Annotated in this window: 28 protein-coding genes, 1 tRNA gene and 1 pseudogene; 12 read left to right on the forward strand and 18 right to left on the reverse strand. The window is 72.2% G+C overall.

What is annotated here, in order from left to right:
- The first annotated feature begins 270 nt into the window (after nucleotides 1-270).
- From C7C45_RS15935 to C7C45_RS15960, 6 genes are all read left to right on the forward strand, one after another.
- A complete protein-coding gene (locus tag C7C45_RS15935) occupies nucleotides 271-693 on the forward strand; it encodes a hypothetical protein (protein ID WP_110564457.1) in 423 nt (140 codons plus the stop codon).
- The gene (locus C7C45_RS34085) at nucleotides 690-1,553 is read left to right on the forward strand and encodes a hypothetical protein (protein ID WP_244200404.1); all 864 of its coding nucleotides are present in this window, start codon (nucleotides 690-692) and stop codon (nucleotides 1,551-1,553) included. Before C7C45_RS15935 ends, C7C45_RS34085 begins: the two co-directional genes overlap by 4 nt.
- Nucleotides 1,550-3,142, forward strand: coding sequence for a replication initiator (locus tag C7C45_RS15945; RefSeq protein ID WP_110564458.1), 1,593 nt, complete (start codon nucleotides 1,550-1,552; stop codon nucleotides 3,140-3,142). The genes C7C45_RS34085 and C7C45_RS15945 overlap by 4 nt, the downstream gene beginning before the upstream one ends.
- Before the next feature lie 88 nt (nucleotides 3,143-3,230).
- Nucleotides 3,231-3,434, forward strand: coding sequence for a hypothetical protein (locus C7C45_RS15950; RefSeq protein ID WP_110564459.1), 204 nt, complete (start codon nucleotides 3,231-3,233; stop codon nucleotides 3,432-3,434).
- Nucleotides 3,431-3,625, forward strand: coding sequence for a helix-turn-helix transcriptional regulator (locus C7C45_RS15955; protein ID WP_110564460.1), 195 nt, complete (start codon nucleotides 3,431-3,433; stop codon nucleotides 3,623-3,625). Before C7C45_RS15950 ends, C7C45_RS15955 begins: the two co-directional genes overlap by 4 nt.
- Nucleotide 3,626: 1 nt before the next feature.
- Nucleotides 3,627-4,883, forward strand: coding sequence for a tyrosine-type recombinase/integrase (locus C7C45_RS15960; RefSeq protein ID WP_110564461.1), 1,257 nt, complete (start codon nucleotides 3,627-3,629; stop codon nucleotides 4,881-4,883).
- Nucleotides 4,884-4,945: 62 nt separating this feature from the next.
- On the opposite strand, the gene C7C45_RS15965 is transcribed toward C7C45_RS15960, so the two are convergent.
- The 6 genes from C7C45_RS15965 to C7C45_RS15990 all read right to left on the reverse strand — a co-directional run bounded on the left by C7C45_RS15965 (nucleotide 4,946) and on the right by C7C45_RS15990 (nucleotide 12,007).
- Nucleotides 4,946-5,022 (reverse strand) — tRNA-Ala (locus tag C7C45_RS15965).
- A gap of 674 nt (nucleotides 5,023-5,696) precedes the next feature.
- Nucleotides 5,697-6,479, reverse strand: a complete 783-nt coding sequence (gene sepX, locus C7C45_RS15970; protein ID WP_208641194.1) for a divisome protein SepX/GlpR — start codon at nucleotides 6,477-6,479, stop codon at nucleotides 5,697-5,699.
- 177 nt (nucleotides 6,480-6,656) lie between these two features.
- Complete coding sequence (locus C7C45_RS15975; RefSeq protein ID WP_110564659.1) at nucleotides 6,657-7,307, reverse strand: GNAT family N-acetyltransferase; 651 nt, start codon at nucleotides 7,305-7,307, stop codon at nucleotides 6,657-6,659.
- A gap of 102 nt (nucleotides 7,308-7,409) precedes the next feature.
- Nucleotides 7,410-8,723: a molybdopterin molybdotransferase MoeA gene (locus C7C45_RS15980; protein WP_110564463.1), complete on the reverse strand. Its 1,314-nt coding sequence runs from the start codon at nucleotides 8,721-8,723 to the stop codon at nucleotides 7,410-7,412.
- Nucleotides 8,720-9,682 carry a UTP--glucose-1-phosphate uridylyltransferase gene (locus tag C7C45_RS15985; protein ID WP_110564464.1) on the reverse strand — a complete coding sequence of 321 codons (963 nt, stop codon included), beginning with the start codon at nucleotides 9,680-9,682 and terminating at the stop codon, nucleotides 8,720-8,722. The genes C7C45_RS15980 and C7C45_RS15985 overlap by 4 nt, the downstream gene beginning before the upstream one ends.
- Before the next feature lie 9 nt (nucleotides 9,683-9,691).
- A complete protein-coding gene (locus C7C45_RS15990; RefSeq protein ID WP_208641181.1) occupies nucleotides 9,692-12,007 on the reverse strand; it encodes a diguanylate cyclase in 2,316 nt (771 codons plus the stop codon).
- Between the two features lie 112 nt (nucleotides 12,008-12,119).
- Between C7C45_RS15990 and C7C45_RS15995 the strand changes: the two genes are divergently transcribed.
- Complete coding sequence (locus C7C45_RS15995; RefSeq protein ID WP_425271141.1) at nucleotides 12,120-12,770, forward strand: 5-formyltetrahydrofolate cyclo-ligase; 651 nt, start codon at nucleotides 12,120-12,122, stop codon at nucleotides 12,768-12,770.
- A pseudogene (locus C7C45_RS35035) lies at nucleotides 12,767-12,973 on the forward strand (FmdB family zinc ribbon protein); the annotation flags it as partial. The gene C7C45_RS15995 and the pseudogene C7C45_RS35035, both read left to right, overlap by 4 nt.
- 14 nt (nucleotides 12,974-12,987) lie before the next feature.
- On the opposite strand, the gene C7C45_RS35040 reads toward C7C45_RS35035, so the two are convergent.
- Nucleotides 12,988-13,218, reverse strand: coding sequence for a hypothetical protein (locus C7C45_RS35040; protein ID WP_244200420.1), 231 nt, complete (start codon nucleotides 13,216-13,218; stop codon nucleotides 12,988-12,990).
- A gap of 338 nt (nucleotides 13,219-13,556) precedes the next feature.
- Here C7C45_RS35040 and C7C45_RS35045 point away from each other — a divergent pair, with 338 nt between their 5' ends.
- The gene (locus C7C45_RS35045; RefSeq protein WP_244200405.1) at nucleotides 13,557-14,189 is read left to right on the forward strand and encodes a flagellar biosynthesis protein FlgA; all 633 of its coding nucleotides are present in this window, start codon (nucleotides 13,557-13,559) and stop codon (nucleotides 14,187-14,189) included.
- A 496-nt stretch (nucleotides 14,190-14,685) separates the two neighbouring features.
- Here C7C45_RS35045 and C7C45_RS16015 read toward each other — a convergent pair whose 3' ends face one another.
- The gene (locus C7C45_RS16015) at nucleotides 14,686-14,880 is read right to left on the reverse strand and encodes a hypothetical protein (protein ID WP_110564661.1); all 195 of its coding nucleotides are present in this window, start codon (nucleotides 14,878-14,880) and stop codon (nucleotides 14,686-14,688) included.
- A 95-nt stretch (nucleotides 14,881-14,975) separates the two neighbouring features.
- Between C7C45_RS16015 and C7C45_RS16020 the strand changes: the two genes are divergently transcribed.
- The gene (locus tag C7C45_RS16020; RefSeq protein ID WP_110564467.1) at nucleotides 14,976-15,308 is read left to right on the forward strand and encodes a hypothetical protein; all 333 of its coding nucleotides are present in this window, start codon (nucleotides 14,976-14,978) and stop codon (nucleotides 15,306-15,308) included.
- 16 nt (nucleotides 15,309-15,324) lie between these two features.
- On the opposite strand, the gene C7C45_RS16025 is transcribed toward C7C45_RS16020, so the two are convergent.
- Nucleotides 15,325-15,807 (reverse strand): DUF2231 domain-containing protein, encoded by a 483-nt coding sequence (locus C7C45_RS16025; RefSeq protein ID WP_110564662.1) that lies wholly within the window; start codon nucleotides 15,805-15,807, stop codon nucleotides 15,325-15,327.
- Nucleotides 15,808-16,009: 202 nt separating this feature from the next.
- On the opposite strand from C7C45_RS16025, the gene C7C45_RS16030 reads away from it, so the two are divergent.
- Nucleotides 16,010-16,438 carry a Fur family transcriptional regulator gene (locus C7C45_RS16030; RefSeq protein WP_110564468.1) on the forward strand — a complete coding sequence of 143 codons (429 nt, stop codon included), beginning with the start codon at nucleotides 16,010-16,012 and terminating at the stop codon, nucleotides 16,436-16,438.
- A gap of 59 nt (nucleotides 16,439-16,497) precedes the next feature.
- On the forward strand, nucleotides 16,498-17,361 hold the full coding sequence (locus C7C45_RS16035; protein ID WP_110564469.1) for an oxygenase MpaB family protein: 864 nt from the start codon (nucleotides 16,498-16,500) through the stop codon (nucleotides 17,359-17,361).
- Between the two features lie 14 nt (nucleotides 17,362-17,375).
- On the opposite strand, the gene C7C45_RS16040 is transcribed toward C7C45_RS16035, so the two are convergent.
- The 9 genes from C7C45_RS16040 to C7C45_RS16075 all read right to left on the reverse strand — a co-directional run bounded on the left by C7C45_RS16040 (nucleotide 17,376) and on the right by C7C45_RS16075 (nucleotide 24,559).
- A complete protein-coding gene (locus C7C45_RS16040; protein WP_425271142.1) occupies nucleotides 17,376-18,326 on the reverse strand; it encodes a RecB family exonuclease in 951 nt (316 codons plus the stop codon).
- 14 nt (nucleotides 18,327-18,340) lie between these two features.
- A complete protein-coding gene (locus C7C45_RS16045) occupies nucleotides 18,341-18,955 on the reverse strand; it encodes a MarC family protein (protein WP_110564471.1) in 615 nt (204 codons plus the stop codon).
- Nucleotides 18,956-18,995: 40 nt separating this feature from the next.
- Nucleotides 18,996-19,868, reverse strand: a complete 873-nt coding sequence (locus C7C45_RS16050) for a PHP domain-containing protein (RefSeq protein ID WP_110564472.1) — start codon at nucleotides 19,866-19,868, stop codon at nucleotides 18,996-18,998.
- A 61-nt stretch (nucleotides 19,869-19,929) separates the two neighbouring features.
- Nucleotides 19,930-21,189: a hypothetical protein gene (locus C7C45_RS16055; protein WP_146247329.1), complete on the reverse strand. Its 1,260-nt coding sequence runs from the start codon at nucleotides 21,187-21,189 to the stop codon at nucleotides 19,930-19,932.
- Nucleotides 21,186-21,917: a SigE family RNA polymerase sigma factor gene (locus tag C7C45_RS16060; protein WP_110564474.1), complete on the reverse strand. Its 732-nt coding sequence runs from the start codon at nucleotides 21,915-21,917 to the stop codon at nucleotides 21,186-21,188. Before C7C45_RS16060 ends, C7C45_RS16055 begins: the two co-directional genes overlap by 4 nt.
- Before the next feature lie 103 nt (nucleotides 21,918-22,020).
- Nucleotides 22,021-22,896, reverse strand: coding sequence for a PH domain-containing protein (locus tag C7C45_RS16065; RefSeq protein ID WP_110564475.1), 876 nt, complete (start codon nucleotides 22,894-22,896; stop codon nucleotides 22,021-22,023).
- A 6-nt stretch (nucleotides 22,897-22,902) separates the two neighbouring features.
- The gene (locus C7C45_RS34090) at nucleotides 22,903-23,061 is read right to left on the reverse strand and encodes a hypothetical protein (RefSeq protein WP_007455302.1); all 159 of its coding nucleotides are present in this window, start codon (nucleotides 23,059-23,061) and stop codon (nucleotides 22,903-22,905) included.
- 116 nt (nucleotides 23,062-23,177) lie between these two features.
- Nucleotides 23,178-23,897, reverse strand: coding sequence for a DUF6758 family protein (locus C7C45_RS16070; protein ID WP_341866493.1), 720 nt, complete (start codon nucleotides 23,895-23,897; stop codon nucleotides 23,178-23,180).
- Between the two features lie 38 nt (nucleotides 23,898-23,935).
- Nucleotides 23,936-24,559: a TrmH family RNA methyltransferase gene (locus C7C45_RS16075; protein WP_110564663.1), complete on the reverse strand. Its 624-nt coding sequence runs from the start codon at nucleotides 24,557-24,559 to the stop codon at nucleotides 23,936-23,938.
- Between the last annotated feature and the right edge of the window lie 43 nt (nucleotides 24,560-24,602).

The raw sequence follows: 24,602 nt of genomic DNA on the forward strand, positions 1-24,602 counted from the left end.
CCCCCCCGCCGCACACTGCGCCCCCACACCCCGCCCCCCGCAGCCCAACCCCCCCCCCCACAAATCGGTGTGCCGCCGGGAAAGCCGCTCCCCCTCCCTGTCCCCCCCCCCCCCCCCGAACCCCACCCCCCCCCCCCCCCCCCCCCACCGGGCGCCCATCGACAAGCCCCCCCCCCCCCGGCGTCCCTCCCCCGACTGCGGCCAGGTCAAGCCCTACTACATTCCCCGCCGATCCGGCACCTGCCTCGACTGCGCACCCGGAGGACTGTCATGACCTCACACACCCTGTCTGACTCCACCCTGCGGTACTGGACGAACCAGCTCGCCCTTCCCGGCGCTCTCGTCATCGACGGGCACCTTTACTTCGTCGGCCCGGAACCGGCACCGACCGACCTCGCCGCTAACCCGAAGCTGTACGGCTGCTACGGCACCGGCTTCACCATCGGCCACGCCGACGGCACCCAGACCGTCACTCACAACCTCAGCTGCTGCGGCGAAATCCCGCCCGCACTGCGCCCGGCCGACAACGCCGCGTTCATCGGTGAACCCGAGCAGACCCCGACGCCCGCCATCGCGGCACACGACCACTTCGAGCACCTTGACTACATCGGCGGCTCCTACCCGTTCGAGTGCTGCTTCTGCTACCTGCGCTTCGACCCCAGCGACATTCCCGCCTCCAAGGCGGCGTCATGACGACGCCAACGCCCAAGTCCCCGTTCAACGCACGTCTCCAGGACGGCGTCCTGGTCCTCATCGTGCTGCTCGTCGGTGCCATGGCCGGTGCCGCCTCGTTCAACCACGTCCACGACTGGACCATCAGCAACAGCCCCACCGGAACCGCCGACTGGTTCGGCTGGGCCAACGCGGTCATCACCGAACTCATCCCGATCGCCGCAATGATCGTCATCATCCGCCGCCGCAAGACAGGCGGCCCGATCGGCTACCCGATGTTCCTGCTCATCGCCGCCGTCGGACTGTCCCTGACCGCACAGCTAGCCGTCGCCAAGCCGACCGTCTTCGGATGGATGGTCTCCGCGCTGCCCGCGCTGGCCTTCTTCGCCCTGTCCAAGCTCGTCTTCACCGCAACCCGGCCCACCAACCATGTCCCGGCACCCGAGCCGGCCACCTCCGCCCCGGCGTCGTCACCCGACACCACCGCCGACGCGAAGGTCAGCCCGGCAGCCGCGACCACCACGGCCACCGCACCCACCGAAGAGAACACAACCGACGAGCCCGCAACTCCGGCGAAGCGGACCACCCCCGCGATCGCAGCACCACAGACCACCACGACCGAGGACACCCCGGCCCCGGCGACCCCGCCGGCTGCACCCGCGATCCCAGCGGTCAAGCCCGCTGCGGCGCTGCTGTCAGGTGCCCGGATCGTCGCCGACGCCCACGCGAAAGCTCACGGTGAACCCATCACCCCCGGCCAACTCGCTGTGCGACTGCGCGTCCCCACCCAAACGGCCGCCGACATCCTGACGGCCCTCACCACCCAACCGACCATCAACGACAAGCACCACAACGGCACCGCTGTTGGAGCCTCTGCGTGACCTTCTCGACGTTGCCTCTCGCGCCCGAAACCACCACGGTTTCGGGCACGGGAGCCTCCGCTGTAGCAGGAAACGACTACTGGCCCTGGGCCACGCCCACCCGCACCACCCGCAACCCCGCCGCCGACGGGTGGGTACGCGGGCACGATCCCCGCACCGTCGCCTCTGGCCGCGCTCGCGCCCAGGACCCCGACTACTCCGAATGGTTGGGCCACGTCCGCGCGGCCTCGGCGTGCAAGCACCCGATCCGCCTGGCCGGGCAGATCCACGTCAACGACGCCGACGGCAACCGCATGGCCACCGTCGACACCGAGGACATGCCCGACGGCGCGATCTACACCCCCTGCGGCAACCGCCGCGCCGCCGTCTGCCCCTCCTGCGCCGAGCTGTACCGCCGCGACACCTACCACCTGATCAAAGCTGGGCTCCAGGGCGACCGGTGGGGACTGCCGCCGCTCAACGAGCACATCGCTATCTTCCTGACCGCCACCGCCCCATCGTTCGGGCCGGTCCACCACCGCGTGGTGAAGGTGCACTCCGCGGACTGCCGCAAGAAGGACGGCTGCACCTGCCGGCCCTCGGTGTGCCACCCGTTCGGCCGGACCTGCCCTCACGGCCAGGAGCTGCGCTGCGGCCAGCGTCACAAGGCCGCCGACACCCAGCTCGGACAGCCGTTGTGCCTGGACTGCTACGACCACACCGGCCAAGTCGTCTGGAATCACGAGGCACCCGAGCTGTGGCGCCGCACCATCCAACAAGCCGACAGGGAGCTACGCCGCCTCGGCCGCACCCACGGCGTGGACCTGCGCCGCCGCTACATCAAGGTCTACGAATTCCAGGTACGCGGCGTCATCCATTACCACGCGTTGATTCGCCTGGACGGCTATAACCCCGACTGCCCCGATGCCATCGTGCCGCCGCCGTCGGTGGTCACCCGGGACATGTTCGAGGCTGCCGTCCGGGCCGCGTTCCTCAAGACGGCCTACACGTCGGCCTCGCACCCGGCCAACGGCGGGCAGGGCTGGCGCATCGCGTGGGGCGACAAGGGCCTGGACCTCAAGCACGTCAACGCGCCCGGTACTGAGGTCAACCTCGCCCAGATCACCGGCTATATCGCCAAGTACGTCACTAAGAGCACCGAGGTAACCGGCCTGAGCCTGCGCCGCGTCGACGACCTCTCCGTGGAAATCCACGGCGACCCGGCAACGCACCTCGGCCGGCTGATCCGTGCGTGCTGGGACATCGGGGAGCACCCCGACTACGCCCGGCTTCGGCGGTGGGCGCACCAGTTCGGCTACGGCGGACACATCGCCACCAAGAGCCGCGCCTTCTCCGTCACCCTCGGCTTCCTACGCCTCCAACGCACCATCTGGCGACGCACCGAGGGCCACCCGCACACCTGGGACGACGAGCAGACCGAACGCGTTATCTACGAACTCGGCTACCAGGCAACCGGCTGGATCACCACCGGAGACGCCCTACTCGCCAACACCGCCGCCGCCATGGCCCGCGCACAGCACCTCGCCGGCATCGACGCCCTGGCCGACGAACTCGCCGCCGCTCGCGCGGTCCAACCCCTGGCCGCTTGACACGTACGTGTCAACACCAGTGAAGCCGTTCCTTGACAACTCCACAGCGCAAGCAAGAACCCACCCACCGACCTGGAAGGAGCACGCCGTGCCCACACGTCCCCGCCCCCTGGTCGCGGTCCGGCTCATCGGCCCGACCGCCACTGTCACCGCCCACGCCGCCACGATCGCGGCTCAACTCACCGCCTACTACGGCCGCGAGCGGGTCACCTGCCGCACCAGCACCCGACCCGCCGGCTACAGCGGCGAAAGCCGCACCTACATCACCATCACCCGGAAGGAGCCACGATGACCGCACCCACCCCACTCCCGCTGCCGGACCTCTGGTCCATCAGCGACACAGCCGCCTTCCTGCGCATCCCCGTCGGCACCCTCTACCAATGGCGGCACCGCCGGACCGGACCGCGTGCCTTCAAAGTCGGCCGACACCTGCGCTACGACCCAGCCGATGTCCGGGCCTGGCTGGAAGACCAGGCGGCCTGACATGGCAATCGATGACCTCTGGTACCTGACCAAACGCGGCCCCAACAAGGAGCGCTTGAAGTCCAAGCGCTACGGGCGCGGTAAACGGTGGCGCTGCCGGTACGTGGACCGCAACGGCGAAACCCGGGAACGTCTCTTCGACCGGAAGGCAGACGCCGAAGACTGGGACGCCAAGGCACGCGCCGGGATCGCCGAGGAAACCCGGATCGACCAGGGAGAGCGGCGGCTGACCTTCCAGGACTACGGCGAACGATGGCGACTATCCCGCCAGATCAGTCAGGCCCTCGACTACCAGCGCCACACCGAATCCCGGCTACGCCACCACCACTACCCGCACTTCGGCGACCGGGCTATCCGCGCGATCACCGTTACCGACGTCCTGGAGTGGGTCGCCACGCTGCTGCAAAACAACGTCGCCCAATCATCGGTGAAGACCTACTTCGACCTGCTGAACAACATCATGAACTCCGCCGTCGCGGACAAGGTGATCCCCGACAACCCCTGCAAGTCGATCCGGCTGTTCGCCATCCTGCGGGGCTTCTCCCGCGCACCGAAGTGGGTACCGACCGACGACGACGTGCTCGCCCTGGTCGACGTGGTCCCCGACGAGTATCAGGCCGCCATCTGGGCCGGCGCGGGCGAGGGCATGCGACTCGGGGAAGTCCTCGGCCTGGAGGACAGCACCCGGTGCATCGACCCGGACCGCCAAGAACTCCACGTCGTTCAACAACTGCGATTCCACAAGGTCGCCTACGGGGGCTTCTACCTCGCCCCGCCGAAAGCCGGCTCAGTCGGCGACGTCGACCTGGACGACCACGTAGCCGCCGTCTTCGCCCAGCACGTCCGCGCGTACCCACCCGTCCTGGTGGCACTGCCCGACATCACCGCGGGCACCCCCGACCCGGGCAAGGAGCCCAAGCGCCGGATGGTCCCGCTGCTGTTCACCGACGACCAGGGGCGGCCGATCCATGACCAACGGTGGTCGCAGATGTGGCGGACCTGGCGCGAGGCGGCCGGCTGGCCCGACGAGGGAACCTTCCACTCTCTGCGGCACTACTTCGCCACCCGCCTGATCACCTCAGGTGCCGATCCCACTGACGTGCAGAACGCGCTTCGGCACTCCAGCCTGCGGATCACGCTGGAAACCTACGTCCACTGGTGGCCGAAGAAGGACCGCCGCCGCAACATCATCAGCGGCGCGCTGCGCGACGCGAGCGCCAAACGAAAACGGGGCCCGAAGGCCCCGCATCCTCGCTGATTTGTGCCGGATCTGTGCCCGCCGATCTTGCCTGGCGGGTTTCCCCAGGTAAAGCGTCGTGCTGGTGGAGCTGAGGGGATTTGAACCCCTGACCCCCTCGATGCGAACGAGGTGCGCTACCAGTCTGCGCCACAGCCCCCCGCCGGCGAACCGGCTTCGGTCCCACCCGGCTTACACCGGGCGGGCCGGCAGCAAGGCTAACAGGTCGCCGGCCCCCACCGCGAATCCGCCCCCGGCGCGCCACCCGAGCCCAACCGAAGATCCACTCGATTGGCCCGAAAATCGGGGCATCCCGGACGCCCCGACACCTCACCTTCCACGAACCCGAGTTGATCAACCGGCCCACCGCCCGCACCTGGCGTTGATCGACTTGCCCACCGCCCGCACCTGGCGTTGATCGACCTGCCCGCCGCCGCGCCTGGCGTTGATCGACCTGCCCGCCGCCGCGCCTGGCGTTGATCGACTCCAGCTCGCCGACGTGGCGGCATCCGCCGTCCGGGATACCCCCACATCGGCGAGCTGGAGTGGATCAACCCGCCGGGGCGCGAAGCGCGCCAACCCAGCGCCCGCCGCGCTTCACGCCCCCGCCTGACGTTGATCGCCGCCGCCCGCACCTGGCGTTGATCGACCTGCCCGCCGCGCCGCCCGGCGTTGATCGACTCCATTTCGCCGATCTGGCGGCATCCGCCCTCCGGGACACCCCCACATCGGCGACCTGGAGTGGATCAACCCGCCGGGGCACGGAACACGCGAACCTACGGCCCGCCGGGAACGGGGCGCACGCTGGTCAGCGGGCGGGGCCTTGTCGGGTGGTCAGGCGCCTCGTCCGGCCTCGTAGGGGCGCCCGCGTAGCCCGCCCGACCGTCGGTACGACACCGACCCACCGTTGACGGCCGCCGGCAGGTCGCCAGGGCGGTCCAGGCCCATCGCGGCTCGGCGTACCCCCTCGCGCTGGGCGGCCAGGCGGCGCTGCGCTTCCCGACGGGCGGCGGCCCGGCGGGCCTGCTCCCGGCGCACCTCGGCCTGCCGCGCTGCCAGCCAGGCCGCCTCGCGGGCGCGCGCGCGGCGGCGGCGACGGGCGGCGAGGGCCTGACCGCGCAGGTGGACGACGTACACGGCGAGGAGCAGGAAGGTGACCGAGAAGCCGATCCAGAAGCCGGGGCTGACGAACAGCACGCCGATCAACTCGACGACGTTGAGCAGGAGCAGAGCGGCGAGTACCCGGCGACGCCGGTACACGGCGGGGGTGTGCTGCCGGTGGGGTGGCGGGCGGCGGCGGGACCGCTTCGGTGCGGGTGGCACGGCGCGTAGGCGGCCGGAGCGGCGGCCGGCCGGGGGTGCGGAGACCGGAGCGGTCAACGCTCCAGTAGTCGCATCCTCGCTGAGGGTGACGATCAGTGTGCGCGGAGGGTGGACGGGCCGCCGTCCCGGCACAGTGCGGCGCCGTCGGTGGCGCTGGAGCACCCGCGCCGTCGACTGCGCCCGCTCCGCCACCAGCCGCTCGGTGGCGTCGTACCGGCGAACCAGCGCCGGAGCCAGGGCGAGCAGGCCGGCGGCGGCGAGGACGGCGAGGAGCACCGAGGTCGGCACCCTCACCCCTCCCGTCACCGAATTCGAAGCAACCGTCACCCGACCGCAGGATCTTCCACCGATCGTGCCTGGGTGCGTGGATCGTCCGGCCGGGGAGCGCTTGCCGTAGCTTGCAGTTACTTGAGGTTACGGCGCACCGACCGGGATGCCACCGCGCCGCGCCGATCCCGTCCGTGGGACGGTTCACCGGGCGTTGGCGCGTACCCGGTGCCACCGGGCCAGCAGGCCACCCTCGGCAGCGATCTCCTCGCTCGTCATCGCGTATCCGATGTGGTCCCGCCACGCACCGTCGATGTGCATGTAGCGCACGTGGTACGACTCCTCGCGGAAGCCCAGCTTCTCCACCACCCGGCGGGACGGCCGGTTCTCCGGACGGATGTTGACCTCCACCCGGTGCAGGCCGCCCGGGCCGAACGCGTGGTCCACGGCGAGGGCGAGCGCCGTCGGGATCACACCCCGGCCGGCAACCCGGGCGTCCACCCAGTAACCGACATAGCCGGAGCAGAGCGCCCGCCGCACGATGCTGCCCACGTTGATGTGCCCGACCAGCCGATCCCGGTTGGCCTCGCGCAGGCAGACCGCGAACGGCATGCCGTCACCCTCACGGGCCGAGCGGCGCTGGTCACGGTGCACCCAGCGGAACGCGGCAGGCGAGTTCAGCTCGTCCCAACCACCGGGCAGCGACGACTCCCAGGGTGCCAGCCAAGCCCGATTGGCACGCCGCACCTCCGACCACGCCGTGGCGTCGGAGCGCCGGTAGGGCCGCAGCAGCACCGGGCCGTCCGCCAGCTCCACCGGCCAGCCCGGTGCCCGCGGGGGTCCGAAAAGGCTCACCCGCACAGTCTCCCGCGCGGGACCGTGTCGCGCACAGGTGGACCCACCCCGTTCACCGACCAGCACCTGACGCGGCCCGCGAGCGGGTCGACCGGCACACCGTCATCGACGGCGGTCCATCAGCAGGACGTCCACGGTGGAGCCGGCGGCGGCGGTGGTGACCCGCTCGCCGAGCACCAGCAGCCCGTTGGCCTCGGCCAGCCCGGAGAGGGTGAACGGCCCACCGCTGAGTGGCTGGACGGTGTACCCGCCGCCGCGCCGCTCGGCGACGTGCGCGGGTCGAAACTCGCGCAGCCCCGCCGGGGACGACACGGTCTCCAGCAGGTGCGCCCGCACACTGGGTCGGAACACCGGCTCGGCGCCGGCGAGCAGTTGGATGGCGGGGCGGGCCAGCACCTCGAAGCCGATCAACGCGGCGCCCGGGTCGCCGGGCAGGCAGACCACCGGCACCTCCTCGGCGCCGACCGTGCCGAACCCGAGCGCGGTGCCGGGATAGAGCGCCACGTCGGTGAACGTGACCGGCCCGGCCCGGCCACCCTCGCGGCGGGACAGGATCCGACGCACCATGTCTCCGGGGCCGGTGCCGGTGCCCCCGGTGGTGATGATCAGATCGGCGCGCAGGGTCTGGTCCTCCAACAACCCGCGCAGCCCCTCCGGGTCGTCGTCGCAGATTCCCACCCGGTACGCCAGTGCGCCCACCTCGGCCGCGGCGGCGGTCAACGCGTGCGAGTTCGCGTCCACCACCTGCCCCGGCTGGCTGCCCCGACCCACGTCGACCAGCTCGTCGCCGGTGGCCACGATGACCACCCGTGGACTGGGCCGAACCACCACGTGCCCGATACCGGTGGCGGCGAAGACCGCGACCAGGGCCGGGGAGACGTACGTGCCGGCCCGGGCGAGCAGGGTGCCGGCGGGCAGTTCCTCACCGGCTCGGCGTACCCCGTACCCCCGTTTGGGGGTGCGGAAGATCTCGACCGCGGCCATGCCCTGGTCGGTCCACTCCACCGGGACCACCACGTCCGCGGCGACCGGCAGCGGCGCCCCGGCGGCCACCGAGAAGCACGAGCCGGGGGTGAGCCGGACCGGCCGCCAGCTCGCGGCGCCGAGATCGCCGACCACGTTGAGTCGGATGGTCCGGCCGCCGGGCGTGCCGGAGGGGGCCGGGACATAGCTCGGGCCCCGGCCCCCTCCGGAAATGTCCTCCCAGCGGGCGGCGTAGCCGTCCACGGCCGCCTGGTCGAAGGCCGGGAAGGAGTGCGGCGCGACAACGTCCTCGGCGAGGACGTTGCCGTGCGCCTGGGTGAGATCGAGGTCGAGTGGCGGCAGCGCGCGCAACCTGCGCAGCACGCTGCCCAGGTAGTCGGCGAGCGGCGTCAACTCGTTCGCGGCCGCCTCGGCGTCGGCCGTCGCGGTCATGTACCAGATCCGCCTGCCGCGTCGGCCTTGACGAAGTCGGCCAGCCAGGACCGGAACTCGGCGCCCAGGTCTTCGCGCTCGGCGGCGATCTGCACCACCGTCTGCAGGTACCCCAGCGGCATGCCGGTGTCGTAGCGGGTGCCCCGGTAGACGATCGCGTGCACCGGTGTGCCCTCGGTGCGCAGCAGCTCCATCGCATCGGTCAGCTGGATCTCGCCGCCGCTGCCCGGCTTGGTCCGCCGGATCGCGTCGAAGATCTTGCCCGGCAGCACGTACCGGCCGAGCACCGCGAGGTTGCTCGGGGCGTCCTCCGGCTGCGGCTTCTCCACCATCCCGGTCACCCTGACGACCTCGCCGATGTCGGTCAGCTCCGACTCGGCGGGCTCGACGGAGGCGATGCCGTACCGCTTGGTCTCGGCCGGGTCGACCTCGAAGAAGGCGAGGACCACGCCGCCGGTGCGGGCCTGCAGCTCCAGCATCGCCGGCAGCAGCGGCTCCGACGGCTTGACGAACTCGTCGCCGAGCAGCACCGCGAAGGGCTGGTCGCCGACGTGCGACTCGGCGTACCCGATCGCGTGGCCGAGCCCGAGCTGCTCCGGCTGCCGCACGGTGTAGATCTCGGCCAACTCGCTGGGCCGACGCACCGCGGCCAGCCGCTCGGCGTCGCCCTTCTCCTCCAGCCTGGTCTCCAGGTCGGGGCGACGGTCGAAGTGGTCCACCATCGACGTCTTACCCCGTCCGGTGATCAGCAACACGTCGCCGATGCCGGCCTGGGTGGCCTCCTCGACGATGTACTGCAGAACCGGCCGGTCCACCACCGGCAGCAACTCCTTGGGCACCGCCTTGGTGGCTGGCAGGAACCGGGTGGCCAGTCCGGCGGCCGGGATGACGGCCTTGACCGCCAGGGGACGGCCAGTTGCGGCGACCGTCGATGAGGGGTTCGCTGAGTGCTCCGACATGCCGCGAGACTATCGGCCACGGCTCTGCCGCGGCGGGTGTGGCCCAGAAGACGCGCCGCCACCCGGCCCCGGCCGCGCGGCGTCCGGGCCGGCTCGGGCCGCCTCCGCGTCGATGTCCGCCGAATCGTCGGCCGGGTCGGGCCGTGCGTGCGCAGGCGACCCTTCCGGTACGCCCACAGTCGGCTGCGACCGGGCGGGCCCGCCCGGCTCCCGGATGGCCGGCACGGGGTGGCCGGCGCGCGGCAGCCCGTCGGGTGGGCTCACGGCACCCGCGAGCACCGGTATCTCCCGGGTCGCCACGTCCGGGCGTACCTCGGCGATCCGGTACGTGTCGCGGCCGGCCGCCTTGGCCGCGTAGAGCGCGTCGTCGGCGGCTTCCAGCACCTCCCGTCCGGTGCTGCCGTTGTCCGGGTAGACGGCGATGCCCACCGAAACCGTCACCACGACCGGCCCGGCGTACGCCTCGACGGCGATCGGTGTCTCGCGGACCGCCGCGCCGAGTCGCTCGGCCACGATCGCCGCTCCCCGCGCGTCGGTCTCCGGCAGCAGCAGCACGAACTCCTCCCCGCCCTGCCGGAAGGCCAGGTCGACCTCCCGGATCTCCGCACGCACCCGCCGGGCGAACTCGGCCAGCACGGTGTCCCCCGCGGCGTGCCCGTACGTGTCGTTGACGTCCTTGAACCGGTCGAGGTCCAGGGCGAGGACGCTGAGCATCCGCCCGAAGCGGCTGGCCCGTTCCACCTCCCGCCGGATCGACTCGCGCAGGTAGCGGTAGTTCCACAGCCCGGTGAGCGGGTCGGTGAGGGAGAGCCGTTGCGCCTCCTCGTGCACCCGGACGTTGTCGACCGCGACCGCCGCATGACCGGCGAAGGTGCGCAGGGTGACCAGGTCGTCGTCGTCGAACTCGTCGGCGCCCAACCGGTCGTAGAGGGCCAGCACGCCGAGCGCCGCCGCCACGCCGGTCTCGTCGGCCGGCCCGGACGGTCCGGACGGTCCGCCGAGGGCGGCCGGGGCGGCGAACGGGACCGCCACGTACGTGCGGCAGCGCGGCTCACCCGACGGGGCGTCGGTCGGCTCCGCCCTGCCCCGCTGCGGTTCCCCGGTGGCGGCGACGGCACCGACCACGCCGACGCCCACCGGCACCCGGAGCGTCTGCGACCCGTCCCCGTCCCCGTCCGGCCAGCGTCCGTCCAACCCCTCGGTGCACTGCGCGACGAGCACCCCGCCGGCCTCGACCAGCAGCACGGCACCGGCACGCGCGCCGGTGGCTCCGATGGCGCTGTGCAGGATCACCCGCAGGATGCGTTGCAGGTCGTGCGTGCTGGCCAGGGTGTCGCCGAGCACCGCGAGGTGGCCGCGGAGCTGGTCCCGGTTGCTGGTGAGCGCCGCGACGTAGGACCCGGTCTCCCGGGTCATCCGGTTGAACGCGACAGCAAGCCGGCCCAACTCGTCACGGCTGCGCACCGGCACCCGGGCGGTCAGGTCGCCGTGGGCCACCCGGTCGACCGCGCCGGCCAGCTCCGCCAGCGGTCGGGTGGTCACCCGGGCCAGCCGCCAGGCGGTCAGCACGGCGAGCAACCCGGCCACCACGACCACCCCGACCAGCATGGCGTGCAGCCCCGGTGGCCGCTCGCTCGGCACGGAGACCACCAGTGGCAGCGGCTGCCCGTCGGACGGCCCGATCCTCCGCACGTACCGGCCCTCGTTCGTCTCGGTGACCCGCTCGCCGTCGACGGCGCTGGCGGCGGCCAGCACCGCGTCGCGTACCTCTCGGGACTCGGTCGTGTGGGTGACCTGCGCGGGGCTCGCTCCGCTGTCGAGCAGGGTGACCGCCACCCCGGTCACCGCCGCCAGCCGGGCCACGAAGGCCGGATCGACACGTTGCGCGGCGGCCACCGTGCCCAGCAGGGTGCCGGCGCGGTCGCGGAGGTCGACCTGGGCGGCCAGCGCCCGAATCGGGCTGGCCGCGTCGGTCGTCGAGCCGGAGCAGGCCCGCCAGGGCGTCGACGGCGCGTCTGGCGAGACGTAGGTGACCTGGCCGCTCACGTCGGTGATCAGCACTGCGGTGGCCAGGCCTCGGCCGACCAGTTGGGCGGCGGCGGCGGCCGGGTCGGCGGTGAGGGCCACCGCGTCGGCGGTGGCGCGCAACTGCTGGCAGAGCGCGTCGACCGAGGTACGCACGGTGGACGCCGCCACCGACAGACGTTCGGTGGAGCGGCTGCGGTCGACGGCGGTGGCGGTGGAGGCGACGAAGAGCGCGCAGAGCAGGACCGGCCCGAGCACCACTACGAGGAAGGCTGCCGTCAACCGCCCGCGTAGCGTCACTCGGTCCCCCCGGAAGTTCCGCCTCCGTTGCTTGCGATGCTGACACAGTGCAACCGTGGGAGAGGCGTTGCGTCAGGAGTGTTGCGTGGCGGAATTTTCTGATGAAGCGGAAGTGACCCGTGCGGCGAAGCGGGACGTCCGTGTCGAGCTGCTCGCCCGCCGCCGGTCGCTGAGCGGTCCCGCCCGCGCCGTCGCCGCCGGGCGCGTGCAGGCCGAGCTGGTCGCGCTGGTACGCCGGCTGCGCCCGCGCCGGATGACGGCGTACGTCCCGGTGGGCTCCGAACCGGGCGGCGCCGATCTGCCGGAGGCGCTGCGGAGGGCTCTACCGGCCGACGCCGAGTTGCTGTTGCCGGTGCTCCTCGCCGACCTGGATCTGGACTGGGCGGCGTATACCGGGCCGGGGGCCTTGATCGCCGCCGGTCGGGGTATCCGGGAGCCGGCCGGTGCCCGCCTCGGGGTGGCCGCCGTGGCGGACGCGGAGCTGCTTGTCGTACCGGCTGTCGCGGTCGACCGCCTCGGTCGGCGACTCGGGCGCGGTGGCGGCTCGTACGACCGGGCACTCGCCCGGGTGCCCGAGGCGACGTTGACGGTGGTGCCGCTGCACGACGGCGAGCTGGTCGAGGCGCTGCCGGCGGAGCCGCACGACCGTCTGGTCCGCGCGGTCGTCACCCCCGCCGACGGGGTGCGTACGCTTGACGCCGGCCCGGGTGCGGCGCACGGTGTCGCGCCCCACACGTCCGCTGGACGAACCCGGGGCGAATGACGCACCATTGGCACTCGAATACGTCGAGTGCCAACTGGCTGAGCCCAGATCCGGAGGAGAACGTGCCCACGTACCAGTACGCCTGCACCACGTGCGGTCACCAGCTCGAGGCGGTGCAGTCCTTCTCTGACGAGCCGCTGACCGAGTGCCCGGCGTGTCAGGGGCGGCTGCGCAAGGTCTTCAACTCGGTCGGCATCGTCTTCAAGGGCTCGGGCTTCTACCGCACCGACTCGCGGGCGTCCGGCTCGGAGGCGACGGCCGGCGGCACGACCAGCAAGCCGGCGAAGTCGGAGTCGTCCTCTGGTGCGGGCTCCGGGTCATCGTCGTCCGGTTCGTCATCGTCGTCCTCGTCGTCGTCCTCGGGCTCGTCGTCGTCCTCGGGCTCGTCGTCCGCAGGCTCGTCGTCCTCGTCGGGGTCCTCCTCGTCGGGCGGGTCGAGCGGCGGCAAGGCCCCGGCGGCAAGCTCCGCGTCCTGACAAGTCGCCCGACCCCCTCGGGTCGGGCCCACTCGGGTTCACGGATGCTGGCCTGGTCCGGCTGGCCTGGCAGCCCACCTTCCTCGGCGTGGTCGTCGGCGGTGAAGACCGCGGTGACCTCCGGCATGCGCGGCCATCAGGCGATCACCGCCGGCGCCATAGCAGGTTGGGCCGGCTGGCGGGCGTTGTCCACAGGCCAGCCGGTTGTCCACAGGCACCGACCGACGGTCGGTTGCCACCGGCGGGAACGGCCTAATCTGCCGTCCACGGGTGTCGCTGCGACACCAGTGGACGGGAGGCGGCAGAGACGATGGCCGATCCAGACTCGGCGCGGGCGTTGCGTCCGTTGCGCCGGCTCACCCTGCCGGGCGGGCGCACCCTGCTCCGGGCCGGCCTGGTCGCCACACTGCTCGGCCTGGCCGCCGCCGTTCTGCATACTCCGACCGCCTGCCCACCCACCACCGCGCCCTCCGACGCACCGGCGGGAGTGGGCGGCACGACCAGGCGGGTCGACGGGGCCGGGCCGACCAACCCCGAGGGGGCAGGCTCCACCGGCGGGGCAGACGCCACCGAGGGGGCAGGCGCCACCGGTGGAAGCGGACCGGCCGGCCCCTCGCCAACCGGCGGCACGACCGTCGGCAGCGGCGCGAGGAACCCGCTGCCGTTGCCGAGCGGCGCTGTCGGGTTGCCGGTCCGGCTGGCCGAGCCGGCCACGCTGGCGGTGGTCCGCCCCGGAGCCCGGGTCGACCTGCTCTCGGCCGCACCGGATGGGGCGGACACCGAGGCGACGTTGCTCGCCCCTGCGGCGCTGGTGCTGGACGTGCTCGGCGACGGCGCGACCGACGGGTCCTCGGCGCTCTATCTGGCGCTCCGCCCCGACCAGGCGAAACGCGCCGTCGGGCTTCCGGAAGGCACCCGGTTCGCCATCGTCGTCCGCGGCTGACCGCGAGCCCTCACCATCGGGTCCACCCGGCGGCGAGCCGGCTGGGGCGTCCGGTGTCACCTGACCGTCAGTGGCCGGACCGTCCGGCGCACCTGGCACCCGGCGCCGGCGAACTGGCCGCAGCGTCCGGTGTCACCTGACAGCTAGACGAGTAAGACGCTCCTAACCCTGGCTCGGGCTGTGGGCGCAGCCGGTGGCCGGCGGTGACCGTCGCCCACCTCCGTTAGGGCGGACACGGCGTTGAGCGGTATACCTCAGAGTCATATTCATACCTCTGAGGTATACCGCTCAACAGCACATCGACACGGCAGGCAGCCAAAACGGATGGCGAGCGCCCTTCGCTGCGCCCGCAGCCCCGTCTTGAGTTAGGACTCGTATAGCGGCCGGACCATCCGGCGCACCTGACAGCCAGTGGCCGGACCGTGCGGCTCACCTGGCACTCAGCGGCCGGACCGTCGCGCACCTCGCGGCCAGCGGCCAGCGGCCAGCGGCCGCGTCAGTCCCAGTGCGGGGGGCGTTCGGCGAGCAGCCAGTCGTCGTTGCCACCCGTCCGCTCGCCCCAGCCACGGTCGGTGTCGTCGGAGGTCTGCTCGGGCAGCACCACGAAGTCTTCGCTCAGGTCGACGGTGCGGTCGTCGTCGCCGCGCGCGCCCTGCGTGCCGGGGTCGATGATGGTGCTCACGAGCGGCAAGACTAGCGCAGCCGACGGCAGCAGACCGGTTGCCGCCGGTGGCACGCCGGCCAGAAACGAACGGGCCGCCGACCGCGTTGGTAGCGTCGGACGGCGTGACGACCCCCAGCGGTGGCAGCACCCCGGACGACTACTGGCGACGGCCTGGCACCGGCGACGACGCGGTGGCAGACCTTCCCCCCGCCGCGCCCACGAACACCCCCGCGAGCGGCTACACCGGTCCGCCGCCGAGCGTGCCGCCGCCGACCGGTTGGCGTCCACCCGTACACCTGCAGCCGGCGCCGCCGCGACGGCTGCCGCCGCAGGACATGGCCGACCTGGACGTGGCTGAGCAGCGCTCGCAGCGTGTCACCTACGGCTTCGGCGTGGCGGCCGGCGTGGTGCTGGTGGTCGTGGTCTGCCTGCTCTGCTCGCGGATCATCTTCTGACGCGCTGGACCGCAGGTCAGAGGGTGGTGCCCCAGACGGCCTCGGCGCCGGTGTGGCCGGTCAGGTAGACGTAGACCAGGGCGGCGATGGCCAGCGCCACGGCCGCCACCGCCAGCACGGGGGTGACCAGCGCCGGCAACCGCGGCACCCGGGGGTGCCCACTGGTGGCCACCAACAGCAGGATGGCGACGATTCCGAGCGGCACCACGATGCGGAACAGGATGTCGCCGTAGCGTGAGTGCTCGAAGATCTGGTCGAGGATCTGACCCTGGAAGCCCCGGGCGACCAGCGCGTCGGTGAACGCCTCACCCGACTTGACGGCCACGAAGGCGGTCACCGGCGCGACCACGGCGAGGAGGCCCAGGGCCCAGTCCAGCCGGCGCCGCCACCGCGGCAGCCCCACGTACGCGATGGCCAGCACCGCCAGCAGCGGCACGAACACGACAACCGCGTGGACCACCAGGACGTGTACCGGTAGACCCAGGATCTCCTCGAACATCGAACCCTCCAGGTCGATCATGGTCAGGGGATGGCCAGCGTACGGCCCTCCGACCGTCCCCAGGCTCTCGACCGGACACACGCGCGCCACCGCGATCGGGTTCACCGTCGCGGGCCGCGCCTCGGATCTTCCCGGCTGTGTCGGTGGCCACCCGGCCCGGGCGACGGTTGTCGATGCTGGTCGCGCGTGCTGTCATTGGCCCATGTCCGCTGCCGAGGAGCTGCTGCGATCGAGGGGCCTGCGTGTCACACGGCCGCGCCTCGCGGTGCTCGACGTGCTGGCCGGCGGTGGCCACCTGGAGGTCGACGAGATCACCCGGCGCGTCCGCGAACGCCTCGACTCGGTCTCCACCCAGGCGGTCTACGACGTGCTGGGCGCGCTGTCCCGGGCCGGGCTGTCCCGACGGATCGAGCCGGCCGGCAGTCCCGCCCGCTACGAGGCACGCGTAGGCGACAACCACCACCACGTGGTCTGCCGGGGCTGCGGCGAGATCGCCGACATCGACTGTGCGGTGGGCAGCGCGCCGTGTCTGGAGCCGAACGTCGCGCACGGGTTCGAGGTGGACGAGGCGGAAGTGACCTTCTGGGGTCTCTGCCCCGGCTGCCGGGCCCGCCGCCTGGCCGACGTCTGACCGTCGGCACAGCCGACACGTGGCCGACGAGGTCGGCCCCAGCGTGGCACTCTTGGGCGGTGGACTCCGATGACCTCGGCCTCTTCGGTCCGGGTTCGGTCACGTGGAAGGTGCACGAGGAGCCGATCCTGATCGTCGCCGGCCTGCGCTCGCTCTACCTCCAGGCGTTGCACCCACAGGCGATGGCCGGGGTCGCGCAGAACAGCAACTACCGCACCGACGCCTGGGGCCGCCTGGTCCGCACCGCCACCTACGTGGCGACCACCGTCTACGGGACGACCGCCGAGGCGGAGGCCGCCGGGGCCCGGCTGCGCCGGTTGCACGCCCGACTGCGGGCGACCGACCCCGCGACCGGCGTCGAGTTCCGCATCGACGATCCGGACCTGCTGCGCTGGGTGCACATCACCGAGGTCGAGTCGTTCCTCAGCACGGCTCGGCGTGCCGGGCTGCCGCTCAGCGACGACGAGGTGGACGGCTACTACACCGAGCAGCGGCGCTCCGCCGCTCTGGTCGGCCTGGACCCGGCGACCGTCCCGGGCACCGCGGCCGAGGTCGCGGATTACTACCGCGCCGTACGACCACAGTTGCGGATGACCCGGGAGGCCGCCGAGACGGCGCTCTTCCTCACTGCCCCGCCGCTGCCGTGGAAGCTCAGCCTGCCGGCCCGGTTGGGGCTCACGCTCGGCCCGCCGCGCTGGGCGTACCTGGGGATCGCCGGCACCGCGCTCGCACTGCTGCCGGCCTGGGCACGCCGCATGTACGGCGGGCTCGGTCTACCCACCACCGCCCTGTCGGCGGACCTGACCGTGCGCGCACTGCGGCTCGCGTTCGCTGCCGTCCCCCGTCGCTATCTGGAGGGGCCGTTGATTCAGGCTGCCAAGGAACGGGCCGCCCGCCGCACCGCTGCCCCGCTGCCCGGCTGACCTGCCCCGTCCGGTCAACCGTCGGCGGGCCGGTCCATGGCTGCCCACGGCTCCTTGCCCGGCACCTGCGCGCCGGTCGGGCAGTGCCGTCGGAAGTCGCACCAGCCACAGCGCGGGCCGGGGGCCACCGGAAACGCCTCGTCCGCGTCGGCGCCGTCCGCCACCGCCCGTTCGGCGGCCATGATGTCGCGGGCCGTCTCCTCCGCGCGGGTCAGCTGCCGGGCCAGCGACTCGGTCGTGTGGTCGTGGCCGGCGACCGTGCCGGTCGGCAGGTGGTGCAGCTCCACCCGACGGCACGGTCGGCGGAACACCCGCTCGGCCGCGTACGCGTAGAGCGCCAACGCCTGCGAACCTCGGGCGTCGTCCGTGTCCAGCCCGGTGCGACCGGTCTTGTAGTCGACGATGACCAGCTCCGGCCCTTCCGGCCCGGGTCGCGAGTCGATCCGGTCGGCCCGGCCGTTGAACGCCAGCACGGCGGTCTTGACCGCCACCACCCGCTCCACGCCGAGCGGGTCGGCATCCGGCTCCAGCGTCTCGACGTACGCCTCCAACCAGCCCAACGCCCTCCGGTAGGCGGCCCGCTCCTGCTCGTCGTCGCGGTAACCCTCGCGAACCCAGGTGGCCTTGAGCAGGGTGGCCAACACCTCGGGGCGGCGTCGGTCGGCGGCCAGCGCATACCAGTTCTTCAGGGCTGTGTGCACGCTGGCACCGAGCGAGTTGTGCGCCCACGGCGGGCCCTTGGGCGGGGCCGGCCGGTCGACGTAGGAGTAGCGGTAGCGGCGTGGGCAGTCCGCGTACGCGCCGAGCTTGCTCGGTGTGCAGACGAACAGGCGCTCCGGCATGCCCTCGAAACCGAGCTGCTCGGCACCGCCGGCGCGCTGTTGCGGTGCCCGGCCACCGGCCGCCGGCCGTCCCGCTGAGGAGGATCGTCGCACGCCTGCGATCCTGCCATCCCCCTGCGACATCGTCGGTACGCCGGTCAGGTCATGTTCACGTACTGCGTGACGAAGGCGAACACCGCGTCGGCGATGAGCTGCACGGCGATCGCGGCCAGCAGCAGACCGGCGATCCGGGTCAGCACCTCGATCCCGCCGGGTCGGAGGATCTTCACGATGCCGCCGGAGAAGCGCAGGACGATCCAGACCGCGAGCATCACGGCGAGGATCGCCACGGCGATGGCCGTGTAGTCGCCGAACCCGTCGGCCTGCTGGACGAAGAGCATGGTCGCCACGATGGCGCCCGGGCCGGCCAGCAGCGGAGTGCCGAGCGGCACCAGCGCGATGTTCGAGGTGGCGTCCGAGCTCGGGCCGTCGGTCTTGCCGGTGAGCAACTCCAGGGCGACGAGCACGAGCAGCAGCCCACCGGCCGCCTGCAGCGCCGGAAGGTCCACGTGCAGGTAGTCCAGCAGGGTCTGCCCCGCCACCGCGAAGACCACGATCACGCCCAACGCCAGCGTGACGGCCTGCCAGGCCGCCCGATTGCGGTCGCGGGCGGGCAGCGGGCCGGTCAACGCCAGGAAGATCGGCACCATGCCCGGCGGGTCAGTGATCACCAGCAGGGTCACGAAAACCTCGCCGAACAGCTTCAGCTCCACGTGATCAACCTATCCGTGCCGCCCTCAGCCGAAACTGGGATCAGCCGGAAGCGACCTCGGTCACCCCTTCGGCGACGATCCGCTCGTACGCCTCGACGCTGGTGCTGAATTCTCCGAGCTGGACGGTCTTGTGAGTGCCGTGAAAATCCGAGGAGCCGGTGACGAACAGGCCCCACTCGGCGGCGAGCCCACGTACGTGCTCCCGCTCAGCCGGGCTGTGGTCCTCGTGGTCGGCTTCCAGCCCGGCCAGTCCGGCGGCGGCCAGCTCGGCGATCAGCTCGTCGGGCACCACCCGGCCGCGCCGGGTGGCCCGGGGATGGGCGAAGACCGGCACGCCGCCGGCCGCCCGGACCAGCCGGATCGCCCGGAACACGTCGATGTCGTCCTTGGGCAGCCGGTACCGCTCGCCCAGCCAGTCCGGACCGAACGCCTCCCGGGTGCTGCCGACCAGGCCGGCCCGGATCAGCGCCTGCGCGATGTGCGGGCGGCCCACGGTGCCCCCGCCGGCACCGGCCAGGATGTCCGGCCAGTTCACGTCGATGCCGTCGGCGCGCAGCAGCGCGACGATCCGTTCGCCGCGCTCCTCCCGGGCGGCCCGCACCCGGGCCAGCTCGGCAACCAGGTCCGGATGATCGGGGTCGAACAGGTACGCCAGCAGGTGCAGCGGCACCGCCGGCTGCGTACCGGACCAGCGGCAGGACAACTCCGCGCCCCGGATCAGGCGTAGCCCCGGCGGCAGCGCGTCGACGGCCGGCCTCCAGCCGGCGGTGGTGTCGTGATCGGTGATCGCGAGCACGTCCAACCCGGCCTCGGCGGCAGCGCGGACCAACTCGGTGGGGCTCAGCGTGCCGTCGCTGGCCGTCGAGTGGGTGTGCAGGTCGATCCTCGGGGCGGAGCCGGTACCTGAGGTCACCTCACGACGCTACCGAGCGACATCCGAGCCCGACTCACGGAGGTCACCGTGGTCGCGTGGGTCAGAGGCCGGACACCAGGACTGGGCGGTCGCCGGCTGGCACGCCGGGCACCGGAGTGGGGCTGGCGGGCTTTCCTGCCCGCACCCGGCCGACGTCGACCCGGACCAGGTCGCCGGTGCCGTCGAGGTAGGAGGCGTGGGAGTCGTCGCTCCAGACGACCGGGCCAGTCATCGGCGGCCCTGCCGAAGCGGCTGTCGTTTTCGGCCCGAGCTGCCACAGGTCGACCAGCAGGGCCCGGTTGGCCTTGCCCACCCGCCCGTTCACCAGCAGCCACCGGCCGTCCGCCGAGATCCCGCCGACTCCGTCCTGGCTGAGGTCCGGGCCGCAGCCGGTCTGTCGCGGTGTCAGGTGCGTCGGGTCGAGCACGGCCAGGCAGGTCCTACCCGGGCCGGTCGTGGCGATCTGGCCGACGAGCCGACCGTCGGGCAGCTTCCCGTAGACGTTGAGGCTCTGGTGGTCGACGGCCCCGGGCAACTGCCCGAGAGCGGGCCGCCAGAGGGTGTGACCAGCGTCGGCCGGGTCGAGTCGGACCAGCACGCTGTCGCCGACGAACCGGACGGGTTCCGCGTCTGCGGGTGCCGGGGTGCGTGCCGCCGCGATGAGCTGGGTGCCGATCAGCCCTGCCACCAGTAGGTCGCTGCCGTCGCGCCAGGCGACCTGGCGGCTGTCCGGCGCCAGGACGATCGGGCCCGCCCCGGCCAGCAGCACCTGCACCAGGCCGTCGTCCTGCACCACCCAGAGGGAACGACCGGCGGTGGAAGGTGTGCTGACCACCAGCCAACCGTCACCACCGGGCAGGGGCTGGGCGCGTTCGGCCGGTCCGACGTCGGGCAGCACCAGCCGCCGCCCGTCGGCGCTGACCAGCGTCTCGCTCATGAGCCGGGCCGGGGGCGTTCCGGGCGAGGGGTCGACGCCTGGGACGCTGGCCGTCGGAATCGGCCCGACGGACGGGTCCGGGTCACCGATCACCACGATGGGTTTCCCATCCCGCCCGGTCTCGGCACCGAGCTGGGCCATGCCGGCGCTGAGCAGAACGGTGGCGACCGCCGCGAGGGCGAGGCCGGCCACGGTGCGTCGACGCCGGATCCGGTTCGCCCGGCGGATGGCCTGGCCCGCCGGGTCGACGCCCAGTGGACGGGCGAGGGCGACCTGGCGCGAGAGGGTCTCCCGCACCGCACCTTCGAGCTCGTCAGGCCGCACCTGATAGGAACGCCGAGGGCCGTCCGTCAGGTTGTCGGTCTGGCCTGGGAATCCGCTCACTGTTGCTCCCCGGAGCCCGTGCCGACGGGCACGGCCGCCGGGGCGGTGGGCAGCACGACCGGCGGGCCGATCGGCCGTGGCGCGGCCGGACGGGGCATGGCCGGACGGGGGACGGGTCGGCCAGCCGCCTGCCGGGTTCTGAGTGTCGCGGCAACACCGGTGGCCGGGGCCTGCCCGGTCGGGACGCCCGAGCCGCCAGGGCGGGCAGCGCCGGCTGCGGCGGCCAGGTCCGGTGCGTCGGCGCCCATCCGCCGGCGCAGTGTGGCCAACGCCCGGGACGCCTGGCTCTTCACCGTGCCCGGCGAGATGTCCAGCATCGCGGCGGTCTGCGCCTCGGACATGTCCTCGTAGTAGCGCAGCACCAACACCGCCCGCTGCCGGTGGGGCAGTTCCCTGAGGTGTCGCCAGAGCAGGTCGCGGTCGAGTTGCTGCTCGATCTCGTCGACACCGGCCCGCTCCGGCAGCACCTCGGTGGGGCGTTCACCGTGCCAGCGTCGCCGCCACCAACTCGTCGACGTGTTGACCATCACCCGTCGGGCGTACGGCTCGACGGCCTCGATCCCGCCGAGCCGTTTCCACGCGAGGTAGGTCTTGGTCAACGCCGTCTGGAGCAGATCCTCGGCCGTGGCCCAGTCCCCGGTGAGCAGATAGGCGGTGCGTAGCAGCGCGGCGGAGCGGGCCGCGACGAACTCGCGGAACTGCTCCTCCAGCGTGTCCCTGCTCGCCACCGCCCACCTCCGCGCCCCAGTCGTCCTGGCAGAGTGCCACGTCAGAGGCGTTCCGGTCCATGACGAAAGGTGTGCACTTGCTCCGATGTTCGGTCGAAAACCTTCACGCCCCGTCGTCGGCCTTGGCCTCGTCGGCCTCCTTGCCGAGCCGTGCCTCGACCGCCTGCGGCTCGTACATCTCCTCGACCACACGCAGGTAGAGCTCGTTCGGGTTGGGCAGATTCTTGATCTCGCGGAGCGCCTGCTCCTGGCCGGCGGACTCCAGCACGAACGTGCCGTAGTTGAGCGCTCGACCGGTCGGCGTCTGCTCGTACTTCATGTCGGTGACCCGGACCAGCGGCATCATCGCCACCTTGCGGGTGACGATGCCGTTGACCACCATGACCCGCTTGTTGGTCAGGATGAAGCGGTCATACCACCAGTCGGCGACCTTCCAGGCCACCCAGCCCATCACCGCGAACCAGAGCAACACGGCGATGGTGGTCAACGCGCCCACGGCCTGCCCGGCGAGGAAGCCGGCGAGGTAGCCGAGCACGAAGGTCGCCGCGACGCCGATGAGAAGCGGGTTGGTGAGGTGGATCCAGTGCCGCTTCCACTCACCCCGGTAGCGCTCGGTGGGGAAGAGATAGCGAGCGACCAGCGAACTGGGCTCGTCTTCCAGTGGCAGCACCCGCCGAGGAGTCGAGCCGGTCGCGTCCGCGCGCAACCCGGCCAGCTCGTCCTCGGAGATCTGCGGCTGCTGGTAGCCGGCCTCCGGATCACGGATCCAGGCCCGGCCCGAACGACCCTGGCCGGCATAGCCGGGCCCGTCGCCGTAGCCGACGTCGTCCGAAAGGGACGGACCATCGGACAGGCCGGGCCCGGCCCCGTAGTCCGGGCCGTCATCAGGCCCGATCCGCGGGATCGGCTCGGTGTCACGTTCGCGACGTTCCCGGTCGGGGTCGTCCGGGTCGAAGGGTGGACCGGAGGGGCTGCCCATCGGCGGTTAAGCGACGAGGCTGGTGAAGAAGTCGCCGAACCCCTGAGCGATATCCATGATCCCGCCGCCGAGCGACTTGAACACGTCTGCCGCAGAGTTTGGCCGATAGGCGACGAAGAAGATCAAGAATGCGATTCCGGCCCAGGTGAGGACCTTCTTGACCATGGCGGGCCATCCTCTCGCGCGGCGCCGGGTCCCATTACCGCAGCGGCACCCAGAGTATCAGTGTGGTGTCGTACAGTGAAGATCTGCGTCCGTTCTCCGTCAAACCAGAAGGATTGTCAAACCCTCCCTGGTAGGTACGGAGACGGTGCGCCGTACACGAGCTCGGGCGGAGTCCACTCGGTCAGGTCGTGTAACACGACGTCTTCCGCGAGCAGGTGACCCGCACTCGCCGGCCAGGCTATCGCATGGAGCCAGATTCCCCGAGCTTCGCCAGCGTACGCGCTTCGATCCGTCGGAGAATTCACCAACCACAGTGGAGTCGGGTGCCCGGCGACCCTGATCCTGGCCTGTCCGACGTGGTCGGGGTGACCCGGCCCCGGGTCGGTCAGCGCGTCGGCCAACTCCGGTCCCGGATCCGGGCCAGCCAGTCCGGCGAGCCGGGTGCCCAGGCCGACGCCCGGCTCCTCGGCCACGAAGACCAGATCGGCCGGACCACCGCCCAGGGGCGCCGGGCCCGCGCAGGCCACCGCGGTCGCCCGCACACCGGTCCGCTCGTCCCCGGCGTACGCCACGCCGGTGAGGGTCCAGCCGGGCGGCAGCGGCCACGGGCACCACAGCGGGGTCACCGGCGGATCCCCGGTCGCGGTGATCCGTTCCACCACGCTCGCCACGATGTCCGCTCCGATGTGCTCCGGTACGTGCAGGGGCGGCACCGGGCCACAGCGCAGACACCTCGAGTCGGCATGCATCAGATCCGGCGCCCGTACCGGGCCCCCGCATCTCGGACAACTCACCGCGACACTCACATCCCCACCGTCGCCCCGAACCGCCGGCACGTCAAGCCGGAACGTCCGATTCGGCCTCTGGGCGCGGCTCAGTCCGGCGGCACGCCGGCATGGGCACGAATCCAGGCGTGCATCGCGATGCCGCTGGCCACGCCCGCGTTGATCGACCTCGTCGAGCCGTACTGCGCGATGGAGTAGAGCTGGTCGCACGCGGCGCGGGCCGGCGCGGAGAGTCCGGGCCCCTCCTGGCCGAACAGCAGCACACAGTCCCGGGGCAGGGCGCCGGTCTCCAACGGCCGCGAGCCCGGCAGGTTGTCGATGCCGAACACCGGCAGCCGCTGCTCCGCCGCCCAGGCGACGAACTCCTCGATCGTCTCGTGGTGCCGCACGTGCTGGTAACGATCGGTCACCATGGCGCCGCGCCGGTTCCACCGGCGCCGTCCGACGATGTGCACCTCGGCGGCGTTGAACGCGTTGGCGTTGCGCACCACCGTGCCGATGTTGAAGTCGTGCTGCCAGTTCTCGATCGCGACGTGGAAGCCGTGCCGGTGCCGATCCAGGTCGGCCACGATCGCCTCGTGCCGCCAGTAGCGGTAGCGGTCGACGACGTTGCGCCGGTCCCCCTCAGCCAGCAACTGCGGGTCGTAACGAGGGTCGTCCGGTGGGTCCCCCGGCCAGGGGCCCACGCCCACCTCAAGCTGGTCGTCGGTCACGGTCATCAGAGGGTACGGAACGTGCCGGCGCTCGTCGCCACGG

Origin of the sequence: Micromonospora arborensis (assembly GCF_003205615.1) — a bacterium.
In the GTDB taxonomy this organism is placed as follows: Bacteria; Actinomycetota; Actinomycetes; order Mycobacteriales; family Micromonosporaceae; genus Micromonospora; species Micromonospora arborensis.

Bases quoted from the DNA above. Each gene is read 5' to 3' on its own strand.
- C7C45_RS15935 (WP_110564457.1), top strand. From the start codon at position 271: ATGACCTCACACACCCTGTCTGACTCCACCCTGCGGTACTGGACGAAC.
- C7C45_RS34085 (WP_244200404.1), top strand. From the start codon at position 690: ATGACGACGCCAACGCCCAAGTCCCCGTTCAACGCACGTCTCCAGGAC.
- C7C45_RS15955 (WP_110564460.1), top strand. From the start codon at position 3,431: ATGACCGCACCCACCCCACTCCCGCTGCCGGACCTCTGGTCCATCAGC.
- C7C45_RS15960 (WP_110564461.1), top strand. From the start codon at position 3,627: ATGGCAATCGATGACCTCTGGTACCTGACCAAACGCGGCCCCAACAAG.
- C7C45_RS15980 (WP_110564463.1), bottom strand. From the start codon at position 8,723: ATGACCGCGACGGCCGACGCCGAGGCGGCCGCGAACGAGTTGACGCCG.
- C7C45_RS15985 (WP_110564464.1), bottom strand. From the start codon at position 9,682: ATGTCGGAGCACTCAGCGAACCCCTCATCGACGGTCGCCGCAACTGGC.
- C7C45_RS35045 (WP_244200405.1), top strand. From the start codon at position 13,557: ATGGCCGATCCAGACTCGGCGCGGGCGTTGCGTCCGTTGCGCCGGCTC.
- C7C45_RS16025 (WP_110564662.1), bottom strand. From the start codon at position 15,807: ATGTTCGAGGAGATCCTGGGTCTACCGGTACACGTCCTGGTGGTCCAC.
- C7C45_RS16030 (WP_110564468.1), top strand. From the start codon at position 16,010: ATGTCCGCTGCCGAGGAGCTGCTGCGATCGAGGGGCCTGCGTGTCACA.
- C7C45_RS16040 (WP_425271142.1), bottom strand. From the start codon at position 18,326: ATGTCGCAGGGGGATGGCAGGATCGCAGGCGTGCGACGATCCTCCTCA.
- C7C45_RS16065 (WP_110564475.1), bottom strand. From the start codon at position 22,896: ATGGGCAGCCCCTCCGGTCCACCCTTCGACCCGGACGACCCCGACCGG.
- C7C45_RS34090 (WP_007455302.1), bottom strand. From the start codon at position 23,061: ATGGTCAAGAAGGTCCTCACCTGGGCCGGAATCGCATTCTTGATCTTC.